Here is a 17,185-nt window from a genome sequence, read left to right as displayed (position 1 = left end):
ATGTAACAATTGTTGCATCCCTTACATAAGAAAAAGGAGTGGCAGATTCACTCCTTTTTCTTGGTGTGTAAATAGTTTGTATCAAACAAGTGTTTTTTAAAGTGCTGATAAGAAGAACGGATATAATAAACTGAACAGTAAAGAAAATCCTCCAAAACCAATGGCTGTATATCCCAGTGTTTTTGCTTCGTAATGAACAGCAAGAAGTCCAATTAAAATGGAAAGCGATCCAAGTGTAATGGGATAGAAAGCAATTGAAAATAAGGAGAGAAATAATGCAACGTATCCAACAATGTTACCGATGTCCGTCCGCTCTTCTTCTTTATGAATTTCTTTACGACGACGTCTAATTGGAAGTCGCTGAGGGGTAATTTCTATTGCATATTCTTCCTGTTTTTCTCCGCTTTTTAGATGATGTGTTCGTTTTTTCGGCAAGGAATGTCCCTCTCTTTCGAATTAGGGTATGCTTAGTATTTTTTATTAAATAAGAAAACATGCTTATTATTTATATACAACTAAAGAAAAAAATGGAGAAACAATTATCTGTTGCTATATTATCCATCTCTTCTTAAGAATAAACAGGAAAAATGTAAAATGGTGTAGAATGACTTTTACATAGATGTAAAATGGAAAGGTAGGAGAAAAATAATGAAGTTTAATTGGCATGAAGCAGCGCAGCAAAAATGGGATGATAATGCGGATTTCTGGAGTCAAAATAGTCAAGAAATGTGGGATAATGGTAGCCGCAGTACAATTATTCCGTTTTTCCAAAAATATATACGAAGCGGAGAAACCGTTCTTGATGTAGGGTGCGGGGATGGATATGGTACATACAAACTAAGTAAAGCTGGTTACAAAGCTTGTGGTGTCGACTTATCGGAGCAAATGATTGAAAAAGGGAAAAGTCGAGGTGAACATTCTAATTTATCATTTATAGTGGGCGATCTTACTTCGTTGCCGTTTCAAGATGGGGAGTTTGCCTCCGTGTTAGCGGTAAATTCATTAGAATGGACCGAAGCACCTCTTGAAGCGTTACAAGAAATAAAGCGAGTGTTAGGAAAAGAAGGTTTTGCCTGTATTGCTATTTTAGGACCAACTGCAAAACCACGTGAGAATAGCTATCCGCGTTTATATGGAAAAAATGTCATTTGTAACACAATGATGCCATGGGAGTTTCAAAAACTTGCACAGGAGCAGGGGTTATATTTGGTAGATGGAATGGGAGTATATAAACGAGGGGTAAACGAAAAGATGATTGGACAACTTCCCCTTGAATTGCAGCAAGCTTTAACATTTATGTGGGTATTTATGTTTCAAAAGAAGTAACTTTTCTTGCTACTAATGGGCAATAATCCTTACGGATAGAAGTTTTATTGTAAAGGTGGATTATAAGTGCGGAAAATACAAAAAACTGATACAATATTTTCAGAAACAATTAAAGGGGGACTAGGGAATATGGCAGCAACTACTACAGTAAAATCTGATATTGAAATTGCACAAGAAGCAAGTATGAAGAAAATTCAAGAGATTGCAGCAGAATTAAACATTTTAGAAGAAGAATTAGAGCCGTACGGTCATTATAAAGGGAAACTATCTCTTGATATTTTTAAACGCTTACAAGGAGAAGAAGATGGAAAAGTTGTACTAGTTACAGCAATTAACCCTACTCCAGCAGGGGAAGGAAAATCAACGGTAACAGTTGGTTTAGGACAAGCGTTTAATAAAATCGGTAAAAAAGCAGTGATTGCGCTTCGTGAACCATCTCTTGGACCAACTATGGGATTAAAAGGCGGTGCAGCAGGCGGAGGTTACTCGCAAGTTGTACCAATGGAAGATATTAATCTTCACTTTACAGGTGACATTCATGCGATTACAACTGCAAATAATGCACTTGCAGCATTTATTGACAATCACATTCAACAAGGAAATGATTTGCGTATCGATACGCGTAAAATCGTATGGAAACGTTGTGTAGATTTAAATGATCGTGCACTTCGCAATGTTGTAATCGGCCTTGGCGGACCAGTGCAAGGTGTGCCGCGTGAAGACGGCTTTGATATTACAGTTGCATCTGAAATTATGGCTGTATTCTGCTTAGCGACAGATGTACAAGACTTAAAAGGACGTTTAGCACGTATTGTTGTAGCTTATAACATGGATAACGAACCTGTAACAGTAAAAGATTTAGGTGTAGAAGGTGCATTAACACTGTTATTGAAAGATGCGTTAAAACCAAATTTAGTACAAACGTTAGAAAATACACCAGCAATCATTCATGGCGGCCCATTTGCTAACATTGCACACGGCTGTAACAGTGTAATCGCAACGAAAATGGCAGCAAAATTAGGTGATTATGTGATTACGGAATCTGGCTTTGGTGCGGATTTAGGTGCTGAGAAATTCTTAGATATTAAAGCACGTGCAGCAGGAATCAAACCAGAAGCAGTTGTTATTGTTGCAACAATTCGTGCCCTTAAAATGCATGGCGGCGTAGCGAAAGATGGATTAAAAGAAGAGAATGTTGATGCGTTAGCAAAAGGTATGGAAAACTTACAAAAACATGTTGAAACAATTCAAGCATTCGGTGTTCCATTTGTTATCGCAATTAACAAGTTCATTACAGATACAGATAAAGAAGTTGTATACTTACAAGAGTGGTGCAATGAGCGCGGTTACGAAGTATCTTTAACGGAAGTATGGGAAAAAGGCGGTCAAGGCGGTGTTGACCTGGCAGAGAAAGTATTAAAAGTAATTGAAAAAGGTGAGAATACATACGCACCTTTATATGATTTAGAGCTTCCGTTAGAAGAGAAAATTCGTACAATTGCTCAAAAGGTATACGGTGCAAAAGATATTGAATTTGCGCCAAAAGCTCGCAAACAATTAACGCAATTTGCAGCAGAAGGTTGGGGTAACTTACCAATTTGTATGGCAAAAACACAATATTCTCTTTCTGATGATCCAACAAAACTAGGACGTCCATCTGACTTTATTGTGACAATTCGAGAATTTAAACCATCTATTGGTGCTGGCTTTATCGTCGCATTAACAGGAACAATGTTAACAATGCCAGGCCTTCCAAAGAAACCAGCTGCTTTGCAAATGGACGTAAATGAAGATGGAAAAGCAGTAGGTTTATTCTAAAAGGTTGTATTTCTTCTCTTTTATCGGTAAACTATACGTACATCATACGGCGCCTTTCGATGGAAAGGCGCTTGTTTTTTGGAGGAATATATGTTTGATCCAACTGCTTTTGAAAATTTAAAAGTTGTCGTTGAAGGAGCTGTATATGATTTTGATCTACATGCTGATATCGTTGTAACGAATCGAAAGGATATAATGGATCTGGCATCATTTAGTCGTACATATACCATTTCGTTTCAGCTCACAGAATATATAGAGCCATTAGTGGAAGCGACGTTTTTATTATCAGTTGATGCAAAGAATTTATCAGGTGAGATATTAGCGGTACCAAATTTTGTTCCTGGCTGTGAAATGAAACTTTTCTTTGCATTTCCTATGGGGTATCCAGAAAAAGATTGCCAAGAAATCGAAGCGTTGCTACAATCCATATGGGGAAAAGAACGAATGATTACGCAGCAAATTTCATACGAATATAATAAGCAAGCGATTTCATATCATAATAAAGTAGACATCTTATTTCAAAAAGCGATTACAGAAGACCATGTTGATGACTTAATAACTGTTATTTCTCATATGATAGAAACGATGCGAATAATACAACAATTTCTTCAAAAATAGAGATAAAGGAGAAAAAGAAATGATAAAAGAGATGCAACCATTTTTGCAACAAGCTTGGGAGAAGGCTGGTTTTAAAGAGTTTACTGAAATTCAAAAGCAAGCTATTCCAACGATTTTAGAAGGACAAGACGTTATTGCTGAATCTCCAACAGGAACAGGTAAAACATTAGCGTATTTATTACCACTTTTACATAAAATTAACCCTGAAGTGAAACAACCTCAAGTGGTTATTTTAGCACCAACACGTGAACTTGTGATGCAAATTCATGAAGAAGTACAAAAGTTTACGGCAGGTACTGAGATTTCAGGTGCATCTTTAATCGGCGGTGCAGATATTAAGCGTCAAGTAGAGAAGCTAAAGAAGCATCCGCGAGTAATCGTTGGGTCACCTGGACGTATTTTAGAACTAATCCGTATGAAGAAATTGAAAATGCATGAAGTGAAAACGATTGTATTTGATGAGTTTGATCAAATTGTAAAACAAAAGATGATTGATGCCGTGGCCGATGTAATTAAATCGACAATGCGTGATCGTCAAGTCGTATTTTTCTCAGCAACAATGACAAAAGATGCAGAAGAAGTAGCGCGTGATTTTGCGGTTGAACCAGAATTGGTTCGCATTAAACGTGCGGAAACAAAAAGTTTAGTGGAACATACGTATATTGTTTGTGAAAGACGTGAAAAAAACGATTACGTGAGAAGAATTATGCATACTGGCAATGTAAAAGCAGTTGCTTTCTTAAATGATCCGTTCCGTTTAGATGAAATTGCTGAAAAATTGAAATTCCGTAAGATGAAAGCGGCGGCTCTTCATGCAGAAGCAAGCAAACAAGAACGTGAAGCAACAATGCGTGCATTCCGTCAAGGAAAAGTAGAAATCTTGTTAGCGACAGATATTGCAGCACGCGGATTAGATATTGATGATTTAACACATGTTATTCATTTAGAATTACCGGATACACTTGATCAATATATTCATCGTTCAGGGCGTACAGGACGTATGGGAAAAGAAGGAACAGTCGTTTCGCTTGTAACACCACAAGAAGAGAAGAAGTTACTTCAATTTGCAAAGAAGCTAGGCATTCAGTTTAAAAAACAAGAAATGTTTAAAGGATCGTTTGTTGAATCGAAACCGAAAGAACCAAAGAAAAAGAAACCAGCATTCACTGGGAAGAAAAAGCCTAGATAAAGTGAAACTTTAATCAGTGGGGGGTCCCTCCACTGATTTTTAGCCCAACCAATCGGGCTTTTACGGGCAGTTTATATCCTACCTAACTTCTTAAGAAAAGCGGAAGCGGCTCGCTCAGAATCGCAGGACGCACAGGGCGGAGAGGCGCTTTTTGCCTCTTCCGAGGGGGCGGAACGAGCGGAGATTCTAGCCGCTAGAGCTGGACAATGAAGAAAAGTGGAAGTGGCTCGTCCAGAATGTGAGGGGGATGGAGCTTCTGACGTAGAGGTGTATTTTACCTCGTAGGAAGAAGTGAAGCCACCGAACATTCTAGCCACTGGAACTGGACAATGCTTTCACTGAATTTTTAGATGGGAGTCTTACTGTCTACAAATAGCGGGAGAAAAGCCGTAGCTACGAATATGATGTAGCCACGGCTTTTCTTTATCAGGTAATATGCAGCTGTTCTAAATAAAACACACTCTTATGAAGAGAAGTTTCTATATAACCAATAATTTGATTCATTGTAAATACTTGTAGAGGCTCATATAAATCTTGCTGTGAGTACAGCATATCTTCAAAAACTAATGATTTAAAAGAATGGATGTGTTCCCCTGGTACTTCCTCAATACCTATCAAATTCGCGTTCATATTTAAGATATGAAATAAGTTCTTATCCCTATCATAATAATGTAGCAACTTTCCGTTTAAAATCTTAAAGTCGTGATGGTACAAAGAAAGGATATTAGGATCATGATCGATTCGATTTTTGAGCCAGGGAAGATAGAAGCCTTGCAGCCATATATCATCAGCAACGAGATGTGTGTAATATCCTAATATGAAAGGAGAATCTTTGTACGCCTTATATTTATGTAGGAATGCTTCATAATCAATTTTTCTTGTATAATTCTTTACTGTGCCTTTATAAAAGTGCGATATTTCTTTTTCCTCTTTTGAATGAACTGCATCTGCCGCAATTCCTCCGAGTAGGAAAGAAGTTTTGTCTGGAATCTCTAATTTTTTTGCAACCAAATTCGCTATAATTACATGCATAATTCTTGATCCCATGAAAGGTACCTCCGCTTGAAAGAGAATCATGTTATGTTGGCTGAACATTTAATAAAACTTTTCCGGTACTTTGTCTACTTTCGACCCATTCATGTGCTTTCCCTGCATCATCAAGTGAAAAACGTTTTCCGATTTTAATTTGTAAATTGCCATTGCTTAAAAGAGGAAATATTTCCTCAGCAGTATGTTGGAGCAGATGAGGGCGTTTTTTTCGAGTTGTTCCAAAGCTAAAGCCAAGAACAGATCGGCAGCTTGCATGTAAATCTTTTGTTTGAAATGTTCCGATAGCACCGCTTGCATTTCCAAAATGGACAAGGCGCCCATAGAAAGCAAGACATTGCAAGCTTTGTTCTGATATGGTACCGGAAATAGAATCCAATATAACGTCTGCACCTTCTCCATTCGTAATCTCATTCACTTTATGTACAAAATCTGCTTCCTTATAACAAATAACATAATCTGCCCCGGCTTCTAAAGCGATTTTCTTTTTTTCTTTATTTCCAACTGTTCCAATGACTTTTCCAGCACCTAAAATGTTAGCGAGTTGAATAGCTGTTGTGCCAATTCCTCCTGCAGCGGCATGGATCAGTACAGTTTCGCCTTGTTGTAACCTTGCAATATTTGCTAGCAGTGTATAACTTGTAAACGCAACAATTGGACAAGCCGCAGCAGTTTCAAAATCAATTTCGTCTGGTAATACAAAAGTAAGTTCTTCATTTGCTACAACATATTCGGCATACGATCCGTTTAATGGAAAAGCAATAACGCGCTGTCCCACTTTAATATTCGTTACGTTAGATCCGACCTGTTCCACGATTCCAGCAGCATCTATACCAGGTATAAAAGGAAGATTTCCGGTTCCTTTTTTTCCATATCGAGATTTAATATCAGCAAAGTTCACACTTGTTGCGACAACGCGAATTAAAACTTGATTCGCGTTAATAGACGGCATAGCTATGTCTATATATTTCATCATTTCAGGGCCTCCAAAGGCAGTTACAACAATTGCTTTCATGATCTGTCCTCCTAAAGTAGATTCTATAGTTTATTATAAAAGGCCATCATAATTTGGAAAATTATATAATGGTTATGAGGAGTTATAAGAAAACGTTATGAAAAATTAATTTCAAAAAAATCGAACGGAATTTTCTGTTCTTGCCAATATATAGTGTACGACATAAGAGAGGAGGGGAGTAAGGATGGAGAAAGAAAGCGAATATGGTTATCTTATTGAGCAGACGTTATTAGGAAATCAGGAAGCATATAGTGAACTATACGATAAAACAATTGAAGATGTGTATAAGACGGCCCATTTTTTGATAGAGGAAAAGTCGGATGTAGATGATGTTGTTCAGGAAATATATATGCAATTGTATCAATCGCTTAGTCAATTTGATCAAGGGCGTCCTTTTCGGCCATGGTTAATCGGTCTTACTGTAAGACAAATTCATTCTTATAGAAGAAAGAGATGGATGCGTCTACGGATTGTGAAAAAAGCAGAAGAGCAGCGAAAACCAATTGAATTTGATTTTTCTAATGATCTTGTTAATAAACTGTCCAATCAAGAACTTGTTACTTTGATACATAAGTTACCTTATAAATTAAAACAAGTCATCATCCTGCGATATTTACATGATTACTCTCAAGAAGAAGTAGCAAATATTTTAGATGTACCAGTTGGAACGGTTAAATCGAGAATTCATGCAGCCTTAAAGAAATTACGGCAAAAAGAGCGAGAAGGAAATATTCTTTTAAAAGAAGTGGGGGATGCATAATGAGTCTTGAATACAAAGTAAGAGAATCTTTGCAAGAAGAAGCAAAAGGAATTGTACCATCACCGGAATTGAAAGAAAAAGTAATGAATCAAATAAACGTAGAACGCGGAGGGAAAACAATGAAAAAACGTCTTATAACGAGTGTGTTAGCAGCAACATTACTTATTCCAACGAGTGCTTTTGCGTATCAATCTCTTGTGGCAGATGGTGTGTATGGATCATTTGATAATGTAAAGCAACATTTTGTAAATGCAACACTACAAGGGTATATGCATGTAAATGCGAAGTTATCGCAAGCAAAAGGTGAAATGGGAGACAAAGAGTATACAGAGTTTACAACATTGTTAAAAGGACTACTAGATGCAAAAATGAAGTATGGAGATGCAAATGGTAATATTGATTACGATCAACTTTCTCAAGAGAAACAAGAGGAAATGATGAAGGCTTCAATGGTAATTCAACCGTATTTTGATAAGTTAAACGGAGAGAAATCAAGTAAAGAAGTGTTAACTTCTGAAGAATTTAAGCAATATATACATGCTCAAATGACATGTGAAAAAATACAAGCGAAAATGAAATCAAGTGAACCAATAACGATAGATGAGGTTCCTGAAGAATATAAAGCAGAATTTCAAGAAGCAGATCATTTCATGAATTATGTTAGTGAAAAAGTACAAAAGTAACATATCGAATAAACTTCAAAACAGAGTCCATGACAAGAAAAATGGACTCTGTTTTGTTACAGCGACAAATATTTTGGTCAAGATAGTAAAATCCTTATTTTGGAGTTGTTTCTGTTTGTTCTCGTTTTATCCCGCATTAACGGGCAGTAAGACCCCCACCTCAAGATTTAGAGAGAAGCGAGGAAGATAAGTGGGGGATAACTGCCCATAAAAGCCCGATTGGTTCAACTAACCATCAGTGGGAGATGAAAAAACTCTCCACTGATGGAAGTTTCACTTTATCAAATAATCAATAATTCCCATAGCCCCGATTTCTAAATCGAGTTTTAGCAAGTCATAAATAGAATGCGACGCTGGGACGCCTTGGTTGGTAAGGTGTGATGATACTTTTTCAAGTAATAAATCGGACAGCTCTTGGCTTGCTTTTTCAAAGTTTTGTTCTTGTTGAAACACTTGCTCTCCTGCTTCAACAAAGATCGGGAGCCAATGTTCTAGCTGATTGCAAATTTCAGAAATATGAGAAGAAGCACCGTAATGACCGAAATAAATAAAATCGACATTCATATTTTGAATACGGTCTTTTGAAGCTAACATAGCTTCAGGCTGAAACTGTGTAGGAGATGTTGTTGGCAAATAAAGTTCAACACCTAGTTCAGCTAATTGACGGTAGTAAATGCCAATCGTATCGCCTGTAAATATACCATTTGTTAAAGAATCATGAATGCTAATGTGATGCTTCGCATGACCAGGTGTATCGTAGAATGTCAGTGTCCGGTTTTTGGCAATTTGTAATGTTTCACCATCTTGTACGATGTGAACACGTTCTTCGGAAATAGGTAAAATGGGATGAAAGAGTGTATCAAATGAATCACCGTAAACAGCTTTTGCACCTTGAATGAGTTTTGTCGGATCAATCATGTGACGAGCGCCCCTAGAATGAACGAACAGCGTTGCATTTGGACATTTTTCCATCATTAAGCCAGCAGCACCAGCGTGGTCCAAATGAACATGTGTAACAATAATATTTTTTATATCGGTCAGTTGGATATTCAATTGTTGTAATCCATCTAATAGATAAGGAAGAGAAGGTGCGGCGCACGTTTCAATTATCGTAATCTCATCACCAAGTAAAACATATGTACCTGTACGTTGTTCATGTTGTAAGTCGTAATCATCGATAAGGTATAGCTGTGAAGATAGTTTTTCTACTTTTTTCAAATTTATCACTCCTTGTATTTTATTATTCTTTTATTATAAAAGAAAAGGCAGAAAACGAAACATCGTTTTCTGCCTTTATGTAATACGTTTAGTTATTTTGTTGTTTGCTAAGAGACATAATAAAGTAGCCGACAAGACCGCCGATTGCTGGAACAGTAATCATTCCTGCGAGTGTGAAATATTTGCTTAAGAAAATACCGTTAACATCCATAAACCAACCTAAAACAAGTAACATCATCATGTATAGTACGAAATAAAATTCGCGATTAGAAAGCTTTTCACTTTGTGCAGTTTTCATTATCAACACCATCCCTATTTTTAATAATGGAATTGGAAATGTCACAATTTAGAAGATAAAATGTCACATTTTGTTCACACTTTTATTGTAAAACTTTCCAAGTAAAATGTCTAGTTAATTGTGACGATTTTTTGAACAAAAATAAAACATTCTCATTAGACAATGTACACCATACATTTTATGATGGATATATAGGCGTGTATGAACTTAAGGAGTCGATATAATATGACAATTTATAATTTTTCTGCAAAAACAATAAAAGAAGAAGAAAAGTCGTTATGTGAATATGAAGGAAAAGTAGTATTAATTGTGAATGTTGCCAGCAAATGTGGTTTTACACCGCAATATAAAGGATTGCAAGCTTTGTATGAAAAATATAAAGAACAAGGTTTTGAAATACTTGGATTTCCATGCAACCAATTTGGCGGACAAGAACCAGGGACAGAAGAAGATATTACAAGCTTTTGTGAATTAAATTACGGTGTATCTTTTCCGATGTTTGCGAAAATTGATGTAAAAGGTGATAGTGCGCATCCGTTATATAAATATATGACGGAGCAGGCACCGGGCATACTTGGCATGAAGGCGGTAAAGTGGAACTTTACGAAGTTTTTAATAGGGCGTGATGGAAAAGTAATTGAGCGTTTTGCGCCGCAGAAAAAGCCGGAAGAATTAGAGAGGGAGATTGAAAAAATACTTTCATAAAGTGAAACTTTTCTCAGTGGAATTTTCTTCATTCACTATTGAATATTAGGTAAACCAAGGGCTTTTCTTGTTATGAATGTCGAATAAAATGTAAGAGTAAATCTAAAAAAAGTAAATAAGGTGAATAGGGAATAAACTACCATTATGTATGCTTAGGTAGTTTATTTCCTATTGTTCGTGAGTGCTATTAATGAGGACAGACGGAAATAAAACATACGTCATCTAGATTTATCTCTACAATTTTATTAGAAACTTTTACTTTTATTTTAGCTGGAGGCCTTAAATCATCATCAATATCTTCTTCCTGAACAGCAATTAATATTCCTTGTATAGGTTCTTCTTCATTTTGCAGTCGGATGATAATGTTTTTTCTAACAAATCTTTGTAAGTAAAGTACTAAAGAAATACCAAAAAAAGTATTAATTAAAACTGGATTTGCCGCTACTGTTTTTCCAAAATGTAGTATTAAATCTTGTCGCAGTTGTGGAGTCAAATTAAATGTGAAAGATTGCGACGTAGGTTTTTGTTTGTGATTTCGCTTCAATAAACAAAGTTGTAAATATGGAATTAGTAATTTTTCTTGTTTTTCGTTAGTTAACTCAATAAAATCTTTTCCTGCATTTGTTAACGTTCCTATCAGTGTTTCTTTTGTAGTGTCACATGCAACAATTGCTTGTACTTCTAGATTGCGAAGTGTTAAGAGAAACAGCTGTAAAGCTCTTGTGATTTCTGGATCTCTTGGATTTGAAATAACATGAAGTAAGTTGTTGGCCTCTTCAATGCACGTCTGTAATTGATCTAATTCATCTTGTGGAAGTGAACTGTTAGGGGAAGGAAAGCCCGGTGCGGCATTGGGAAAGCAAGTAGATAATGGATGACAGGGGGAGACATCAAAATGAGTTGGAAACCAAATTTGGCTTCGGTTGTCCGTTTTCATTGTTTGTAGAATGCTCCTTTCATATCAAAAAATGTAGCTAGTATAATAGATGTGCTTTTCATACATTCTGTGTCATCATTCACCTATTGCAATTGAAAAAGGCTATCACCTACTCTTGATAAGAGGGATAGCCTTTTTGAATTAATTTCCTGATATTTGTTGAATGTTTGGAATTTCAAATCTTCCATCTTCAATAAAGAATACTTCAATATTGTCAATGTGTATACGTGCCGTCATATTATCAAATTCATTAATATGAGTTGTTTCAATTTTAATAAAAGCGTAGTCTGCGTTTATTTCTAAAATGGTACCGATAATCATAAATGGAAACTGGGCAATTAGAATCAATACTCGGGAACCAATGTGGTTTTCAAATTCTTGTGTAACATTGGCACGACGTAATTCATTAATTAAAGGATTATTAACTGCACTTCTACAAGCTGGAGAAATTGTTCTTTGCCCTTTAACTTGATCTTGATTCTTCATTTTTTACACCACCTTTATTATTATGGGATTGGGAAGCGAGTATTAGGGTCAAATGGTAAGAAGAAGGCAATCATCTCAATTGCAAAATTAAGAGGCGTAGGAAATTGGAAAAATGGTGCATTATTCATTTTAATTGTGACAGGATAAAGTGTAATGAAACCGTCTGATACTCTTATAATACTTCCAGTAAAAATAGGACGAAATGTTTGGCCCAATATATTTAACTGATCAGAGCGAGTAGTCAATAAAATATTTTTCCCTAATAGATCGCTAAATACTTGGTTTTCAGGTAATGTAGTGTTGTTTTTTAAAGGGATTTTTTTCTTTTGTGAATTTTCCGATTCAGTTGTTCGTTTTCCGGGCTGATGTTTTATATTGTTTTTTTGCATATGTATGGCGTGAGATCTCGTGGCATGTACCAGGAGAACAGACGCATATGCCCCCTTTCATTATGAATTTTAACTACCAATCTATTATTATGCGAATCATTTTACTTTTATTTACATTGAAGTGAAATACCCCCTATTTACTTTGTGTGTCCTTTTATTTTTCTTCTTCATACGCTAAAGAGAATAAGTGAAAGGAGATGTTGTCTTTTGTGGATTAATAAACAAAAAACAGCGGTATCACGTCCATATTTTACTGTTCCAAGTGTAGTCCAAAAGCAGAACAGCCTGGAATATAAAGAACAAAACATAAAAATTCCAATTGTTATGGAGACACAAGTAAAAAAAACGATAGGTAATAGAGATCCTGTATGTGAAGAATTGTCCTCATTGAATTTTAATGGTTTAAAGGATAGATTGAATTTCCGCCTTTTAAAAAATATAGGAAATGTAATAGAAGTGACAATACGCCGTGATGGGAATGAGGAAGAAATCATTGTTGGGACGATTCAAGAAGTAGGTACGGATTTTATCGGCGTACTACAGAAGCAAAAAGTGATAGTGACAATATTATGGAGAAATATTAGAAAGATTCGTTTTAAAGATGGAGAAGTGATAGTGATTGAGAAACTAGATGAAGAAGAAGTGATTTAGCTTGTGCTTTAAGTAGGAAATATGAAGGCTATCCTAATAAAGTGAAACTTCCATCCGAGGGGGGTTCTTCATCCCCCTCGGATGGAAAGCCCACCCAATCGGGCTTTTACGGGCAGTTATCCCCCGCCTATCTTCTTTAGAAAAGCGGAAGCGGCTCGCTCAGAAACGCAGGACGCCCACGCCCCCTCCGACGAGGCGCTTTTTGCGGGGCGGAAACGACCGGAGATTCTAGCCGCTAGAGCTGGACGACGCTTCTCTCTGAACCTTGAGGTGGGGGTCTTACTGCCCACAAATAGCGGGATAAAATAGGGATAGCCTATTTTTTAAGAGTTATATAAAGGTGATAGTTTGCTATTTTCTTTTTTTAGTACACGAAGGATACCCCACATTCCGAGTTCAATATCCCAGCGAATATTACCAGAGCGGTACATATAATCTCCTGGTATTCCATTAAGTCCCCCAGCTCCATATGCAATGACTAAATTTGCTCTAGAACCAACACTATTTTCTCCTTGGACAGCGGTAAAGGTTGAGTTTAAATTATTCTCGTTTCGAAGCCATGAATGACCATGTAATGTAAAAGTATGCGCTCGAGGTTTATCAGCAGGGAAAGTATAACGAAAGATAATTGGATCATCTACATGTGCAAAAAATATTGGTGTAGCAGGATCTCCATGTACTTTCGAATTAAATATTTTTGAGACATCAGGATTTCTTTTCAAACGATGGATAATACGCTCAGAGCGATAGTTAAAACCACGAGATCCTTGATCTTCGGTGTCTTCCAGTTTTTCTTCCGGTATGATAAGAATTGGCTCGGGATCGATAATAAGATTTCCGTTTTTATTTACAAGGCGAACACCGTCATGCATTAATAATGCAAATTCACGAAATTCTGGGAAAAGAGGATGTGAAATAATTGCTTGATTTCCAATTCGTATTGGAGTGCGTGTTATAGGATCTAGATGAGCGGCCCCGGTTTGTTCGGTAATTAGCATACCAAAAGCTCCGTGGTGCCGGTGACTGCGTAAATCAGCCATATCCCATAGATTACAAGCGCCAAAATTACGATCAATAAACCAACGATACGTAATACTTTCCCCTGGTGCCACAGTTTGATCAGGATTAAATCCAACTGTAGCACCGTCTGAGCCAAGGGTGTCATATGCGACCATTTGTGCATGAAGGGAAAGTCGTCTTGATGGTGTGAAAATAATATCTTCATCAGGAACTTCTGGATAGCCATGAAATTCTCTTTCATTATGAAATGGATCTGCTAATTGGTTGTGGAGTGTAATTTCTACACATTCACCAGTATTTGCACGTATTATAAATGGTTCAGGATTTATTTTCTTGTTTTTAATATTCTCAACATCTTCTTTTAAAGCAAAAATAATGCCAAATGGATCGTGATCACCAGCTTTGTTATAAGTAATCTTCGATCGGAAGGCAACGACTTCAAATCTTCGAACTGGTGTACCTGGGGGACAAGGATCACCAGGATCTGTTGCTGGTGGTGGATTTTCCCCAGTAGGTTTTGATAGTAGTATTGTTCTTTTTGGTGGCTGTGGTCGGTCTGGTAGAGGGAATAGGTTTGGAACTCGCTCTTTAAATGTCCGGAAAATCCCCCAAGCTCCGAGCCAAATATCATCAATTCCACCGTAATAGTATAGCATATCAAAATCACCATCGCCTTCAACCGCAAATTCAGCGGTAAAAGCTTCTGAAATTCCAAGGATTTGTTGCTGAGTAAATTCTGATTCTAAATCCGGACGATTTCTACGCCAACGTTGTCTGTGTAAGTTAAAGCTATGAGATTCCTCATGGGCGCCTTGAAATAATCGGATGCGTACTGGATCACCATTATAAGTTTGTAATAACGGTGTCACAGGATCTCCATGAAGGAAAGAGCTAAAAACAAAAGCTGGATCGGTTTCAGGATTTGTTAATCGTGCTGATAGCGGTTCATTTCGATAATTAATTGCCATAACGCCAGGGTCACCCTCGGAACCTGAAAATCTAGGTGGATTAAGTGGTTTACCCTTACGATTAAATAGAAGTGAAAAATCATGAACAAACAAGGCAAACTCACGAAAGTCAGGAATGAGTGGATTTGTAATAATAGCTTGTGTACCAGATGATAAGGTGTCTCCTGAACAAGGATCGAGAAATTTTGATCCTTTCGGTTCGATACATATTCCTGCAAATAACCCATGTTGTTGATGTGAATTTGCAAATAAATGATCATGAAAGAAGACTGCTTTCAATTCAACATCTGCAAACCATTGCATTTGAATTGTTTCGCCTCGCAAAGCACTACTATCATAATTCCAGCCAACATTAGCACCATCGGCAACAAGAGGATCGAATTTGACGAAGTGTACATGAGTAGCTGCCTCATATGTTCGCTCTACAAGTTGGAATGCATTTCCACCTAATGTTTCTGGAAACTTATTTGTAAAGTTAATACGAATACATTCGCCGGCATTTGCACGTATGACAAATGGTTCTGGTTTTTTACGACCAGATAACACATCTTTTTCATCTTCTTCTAATACATATATACGACCTTCTGGATCATTCCAGCCTTCTTCGTTATATATTATAGGTACTTGAATACCAACAACATTAAAAATGCGTTCTACTCTTGAACCTTTTGGACAAGGATTCACAAATACGGCACCTGGACGAGCGTTTGGATCAAATTGATTAATTTCAAGCTTTGTTGACTTGCGACCTCCAACAATTCCAAGTGGTGGACGAGGGGCTTTACAACCAAAAACACCAGGAATAAAGTTTGGAAATCCAGGCTTTTCGCGTGTAGGAGCAGGTGGAATTGGTCGATCAGGAAGCGGCTGTAATGCTGCAATTGGTACACCATTCGGATAAAACTGGCTACCATCCTGTAGTGTATTGAAAATGCGATTCATTCCCCACATTCCCTCCCCAAAATGAGGGTAAAGATGACAATGAATAATAACATCGCCAAATGCGCCTTGTAAGCTGCCTGCACCGTATAAAGGGGAAACGGTCAACGCATTTTGTGGGCTGATAGATAATGAATCGATCTGCAAGGAATTAACATTATTACGTTCAAACAACCACTGATGAACATGATAATGAAAGACATGTGTTTCTTTTATCCCCCCATGAATAACACGGATTTTAAGGGGGTCACCTACATAAGTACGTAAAATAGGAGTGGTTGGATCACCAAATACCCAAGAATCATGGTGAACTTCTTCGCCCTCACAATCAGGACAAACAATACCTTCTTGGATGAGACGAACACGATTTCGCATCGGTTCGGATCGATAATTAATGGCGTGTGTTGCACTATTTTGTAATGTATGAGGGTCAATTGGTTTTGCACCTGTTAAATCTTTCACTTCCATTTCATCATGAAAAAACCATGCGAATTCCCGAAAGGAAGGCAAAAACGGGTTATGAATGTCAGCGTAAACGCCGCTGTTAATAGGTAAGCCAGTTATAGGATCGGTCCATGTAGATCCTTTTGGCTGTGCAATTAATGCCCCGAATAAACCATGTACATTACTTCCTTTCTCGCTAGAAAGTGGGTTACCTAAATCAGAGAAAAGGTGAATTTCTTCATGGAGGATTTCCCATGTGTAAATCCGTTTCTGACCGGGTGGAACAGTAGTGTTTTCGTTATTTCCGACAAACGCACCATCTGAAGTTTGAACATCGTATTCTGCTAATTGAATATGCATGGAAGTACTAAATAGCAATTGATTTTCAAAGATGATTTTTACCGTATCACCTACGTTGGCACGAATAACGAGTGGTTGCACGAGATCTACTGTTGAAAACGGATTTTCCTCTACAAGCTTTTTTACTTTACTGACATTTTCTTTTAAAACATATATTTTACCTTCAGGATCGTGATCGCCAAAGTTGTTAATAACAATACGAATCGGAATGGCAACTACATGATACTCCCTCAGCATTATATCAGGCCCCTTCCAATTAAAAAGAATCGCACTCTATCTCAAATATAAAAAGTAATATGAAAAAATATTCATTT

The 17,185-nt window shown here is 37.1% G+C and carries 17 protein-coding genes; 8 read left to right on the top strand and 9 right to left on the bottom strand.

Annotation, left to right across the window (positions count from 1 at the left end; genetic code table 11):
• Window positions 1-96 precede the first annotated feature (96 nt).
• Complete coding sequence (locus WAZ07_RS12675) at window positions 97-435, bottom strand: permease (RefSeq protein WP_090911835.1); 339 nt, start codon at window positions 433-435, stop codon at window positions 97-99.
• A gap of 210 nt (window positions 436-645) precedes the next feature.
• Here WAZ07_RS12675 and WAZ07_RS12670 point away from each other — a divergent pair, with 210 nt between their 5' ends.
• The 4 genes from WAZ07_RS12670 to WAZ07_RS12655 all read left to right on the top strand — a co-directional run bounded on the left by WAZ07_RS12670 (window position 646) and on the right by WAZ07_RS12655 (window position 4,951).
• On the top strand, window positions 646-1,326 hold the full coding sequence (locus WAZ07_RS12670; protein WP_336472812.1) for a class I SAM-dependent methyltransferase: 681 nt from the start codon (window positions 646-648) through the stop codon (window positions 1,324-1,326).
• 129 nt (window positions 1,327-1,455) lie between these two features.
• Window positions 1,456-3,144 (top strand): formate--tetrahydrofolate ligase, encoded by a 1,689-nt coding sequence (locus WAZ07_RS12665; RefSeq protein WP_090912618.1) that lies wholly within the window; start codon window positions 1,456-1,458, stop codon window positions 3,142-3,144.
• 90 nt (window positions 3,145-3,234) lie between these two features.
• Complete coding sequence (locus tag WAZ07_RS12660; RefSeq protein ID WP_336472738.1) at window positions 3,235-3,762, top strand: hypothetical protein; 528 nt, start codon at window positions 3,235-3,237, stop codon at window positions 3,760-3,762.
• Window positions 3,763-3,781: 19 nt separating this feature from the next.
• Window positions 3,782-4,951, top strand: a complete 1,170-nt coding sequence (locus WAZ07_RS12655; RefSeq protein WP_336472737.1) for a DEAD/DEAH box helicase — start codon at window positions 3,782-3,784, stop codon at window positions 4,949-4,951.
• 426 nt (window positions 4,952-5,377) lie between these two features.
• Here WAZ07_RS12655 and WAZ07_RS12650 read toward each other — a convergent pair whose 3' ends face one another.
• Together WAZ07_RS12650 and WAZ07_RS12645 are read right to left on the bottom strand one after the other, a co-directional pair.
• Window positions 5,378-5,998 carry a hydrolase gene (locus tag WAZ07_RS12650; protein WP_336472736.1) on the bottom strand — a complete coding sequence of 207 codons (621 nt, stop codon included), beginning with the start codon at window positions 5,996-5,998 and terminating at the stop codon, window positions 5,378-5,380.
• 31 nt (window positions 5,999-6,029) lie between these two features.
• Entirely contained in the window at window positions 6,030-7,013 is a 984-nt protein-coding gene (locus WAZ07_RS12645) for a quinone oxidoreductase family protein (protein ID WP_336472735.1), read from the bottom strand.
• A 184-nt stretch (window positions 7,014-7,197) separates the two neighbouring features.
• Here WAZ07_RS12645 and WAZ07_RS12640 point away from each other — a divergent pair, with 184 nt between their 5' ends.
• On the top strand, window positions 7,198-7,773 hold the full coding sequence (locus tag WAZ07_RS12640) for a sigma-70 family RNA polymerase sigma factor (protein WP_336472734.1): 576 nt from the start codon (window positions 7,198-7,200) through the stop codon (window positions 7,771-7,773).
• Window positions 7,773-8,456 carry a DUF3600 domain-containing protein gene (locus WAZ07_RS12635; RefSeq protein WP_336472733.1) on the top strand — a complete coding sequence of 228 codons (684 nt, stop codon included), beginning with the start codon at window positions 7,773-7,775 and terminating at the stop codon, window positions 8,454-8,456. The genes WAZ07_RS12640 and WAZ07_RS12635 overlap by 1 nt, the downstream gene beginning before the upstream one ends.
• Window positions 8,457-8,729: 273 nt before the next feature.
• Here WAZ07_RS12635 and WAZ07_RS12630 read toward each other — a convergent pair whose 3' ends face one another.
• The gene (locus tag WAZ07_RS12630; protein WP_336472732.1) at window positions 8,730-9,674 is read right to left on the bottom strand and encodes an MBL fold metallo-hydrolase; all 945 of its coding nucleotides are present in this window, start codon (window positions 9,672-9,674) and stop codon (window positions 8,730-8,732) included.
• A gap of 88 nt (window positions 9,675-9,762) precedes the next feature.
• A complete protein-coding gene (locus WAZ07_RS12625; RefSeq protein WP_170857689.1) occupies window positions 9,763-9,984 on the bottom strand; it encodes a DUF3925 family protein in 222 nt (73 codons plus the stop codon).
• A 213-nt stretch (window positions 9,985-10,197) separates the two neighbouring features.
• On the opposite strand from WAZ07_RS12625, the gene WAZ07_RS12620 reads away from it, so the two are divergent.
• Window positions 10,198-10,677: a glutathione peroxidase gene (locus WAZ07_RS12620; RefSeq protein WP_336472731.1), complete on the top strand. Its 480-nt coding sequence runs from the start codon at window positions 10,198-10,200 to the stop codon at window positions 10,675-10,677.
• 187 nt (window positions 10,678-10,864) lie between these two features.
• Here the strand turns inward: WAZ07_RS12620 and WAZ07_RS12615 are convergent, their stop codons facing one another.
• From WAZ07_RS12615 to WAZ07_RS12605, 3 genes are all read right to left on the bottom strand, one after another.
• Complete coding sequence (locus WAZ07_RS12615) at window positions 10,865-11,614, bottom strand: hypothetical protein (protein ID WP_336472730.1); 750 nt, start codon at window positions 11,612-11,614, stop codon at window positions 10,865-10,867.
• A 141-nt stretch (window positions 11,615-11,755) separates the two neighbouring features.
• Window positions 11,756-12,100: a hypothetical protein gene (locus WAZ07_RS12610; protein ID WP_336472729.1), complete on the bottom strand. Its 345-nt coding sequence runs from the start codon at window positions 12,098-12,100 to the stop codon at window positions 11,756-11,758.
• A 20-nt stretch (window positions 12,101-12,120) separates the two neighbouring features.
• Window positions 12,121-12,489: a hypothetical protein gene (locus WAZ07_RS12605; RefSeq protein ID WP_336472728.1), complete on the bottom strand. Its 369-nt coding sequence runs from the start codon at window positions 12,487-12,489 to the stop codon at window positions 12,121-12,123.
• Window positions 12,490-12,696: 207 nt separating this feature from the next.
• Between WAZ07_RS12605 and WAZ07_RS12600 the strand changes: the two genes are divergently transcribed.
• Window positions 12,697-13,140, top strand: a complete 444-nt coding sequence (locus WAZ07_RS12600; protein WP_336472727.1) for a hypothetical protein — start codon at window positions 12,697-12,699, stop codon at window positions 13,138-13,140.
• A 323-nt stretch (window positions 13,141-13,463) separates the two neighbouring features.
• Here WAZ07_RS12600 and WAZ07_RS12595 read toward each other — a convergent pair whose 3' ends face one another.
• On the bottom strand, window positions 13,464-17,108 hold the full coding sequence (locus WAZ07_RS12595; protein ID WP_336472726.1) for a copper oxidase: 3,645 nt from the start codon (window positions 17,106-17,108) through the stop codon (window positions 13,464-13,466).
• Window positions 17,109-17,185: the final 77 nt, after the last annotated feature.

Source organism: Bacillus bruguierae, from assembly GCF_037104725.1.
Lineage (GTDB): Bacteria > Bacillota > Bacilli > Bacillales > Bacillaceae_G > Bacillus_A > Bacillus_A bruguierae.
The sequence above is the reverse complement of the archived record's forward strand: the minus strand, read 5'-3'. Positions and strand labels throughout refer to the sequence as shown.

What these genes read in the sequence shown, in the direction of transcription:
- WAZ07_RS12665 (WP_090912618.1), top strand. Translation starts at nt 1,456, where the DNA reads ATGGCAGCAACTACTACAGTAAAATCTGATATTGAAATTGCACAAGAA.
- WAZ07_RS12610 (WP_336472729.1), bottom strand. Translation starts at nt 12,100, where the DNA reads ATGAAGAATCAAGATCAAGTTAAAGGGCAAAGAACAATTTCTCCAGCT.
- WAZ07_RS12635 (WP_336472733.1), top strand. Translation starts at nt 7,773, where the DNA reads ATGAGTCTTGAATACAAAGTAAGAGAATCTTTGCAAGAAGAAGCAAAA.
- WAZ07_RS12595 (WP_336472726.1), bottom strand. Translation starts at nt 17,108, where the DNA reads ATGCTGAGGGAGTATCATGTAGTTGCCATTCCGATTCGTATTGTTATT.
- WAZ07_RS12650 (WP_336472736.1), bottom strand. Translation starts at nt 5,998, where the DNA reads ATGGGATCAAGAATTATGCATGTAATTATAGCGAATTTGGTTGCAAAA.
- WAZ07_RS12620 (WP_336472731.1), top strand. Translation starts at nt 10,198, where the DNA reads ATGACAATTTATAATTTTTCTGCAAAAACAATAAAAGAAGAAGAAAAG.
- WAZ07_RS12625 (WP_170857689.1), bottom strand. Translation starts at nt 9,984, where the DNA reads ATGGTGTTGATAATGAAAACTGCACAAAGTGAAAAGCTTTCTAATCGC.
- WAZ07_RS12645 (WP_336472735.1), bottom strand. Translation starts at nt 7,013, where the DNA reads ATGAAAGCAATTGTTGTAACTGCCTTTGGAGGCCCTGAAATGATGAAA.
- WAZ07_RS12660 (WP_336472738.1), top strand. Translation starts at nt 3,235, where the DNA reads ATGTTTGATCCAACTGCTTTTGAAAATTTAAAAGTTGTCGTTGAAGGA.
- WAZ07_RS12615 (WP_336472730.1), bottom strand. Translation starts at nt 11,614, where the DNA reads ATGAAAACGGACAACCGAAGCCAAATTTGGTTTCCAACTCATTTTGAT.
- WAZ07_RS12640 (WP_336472734.1), top strand. Translation starts at nt 7,198, where the DNA reads ATGGAGAAAGAAAGCGAATATGGTTATCTTATTGAGCAGACGTTATTA.
- WAZ07_RS12605 (WP_336472728.1), bottom strand. Translation starts at nt 12,489, where the DNA reads ATGCAAAAAAACAATATAAAACATCAGCCCGGAAAACGAACAACTGAA.
- WAZ07_RS12655 (WP_336472737.1), top strand. Translation starts at nt 3,782, where the DNA reads ATGATAAAAGAGATGCAACCATTTTTGCAACAAGCTTGGGAGAAGGCT.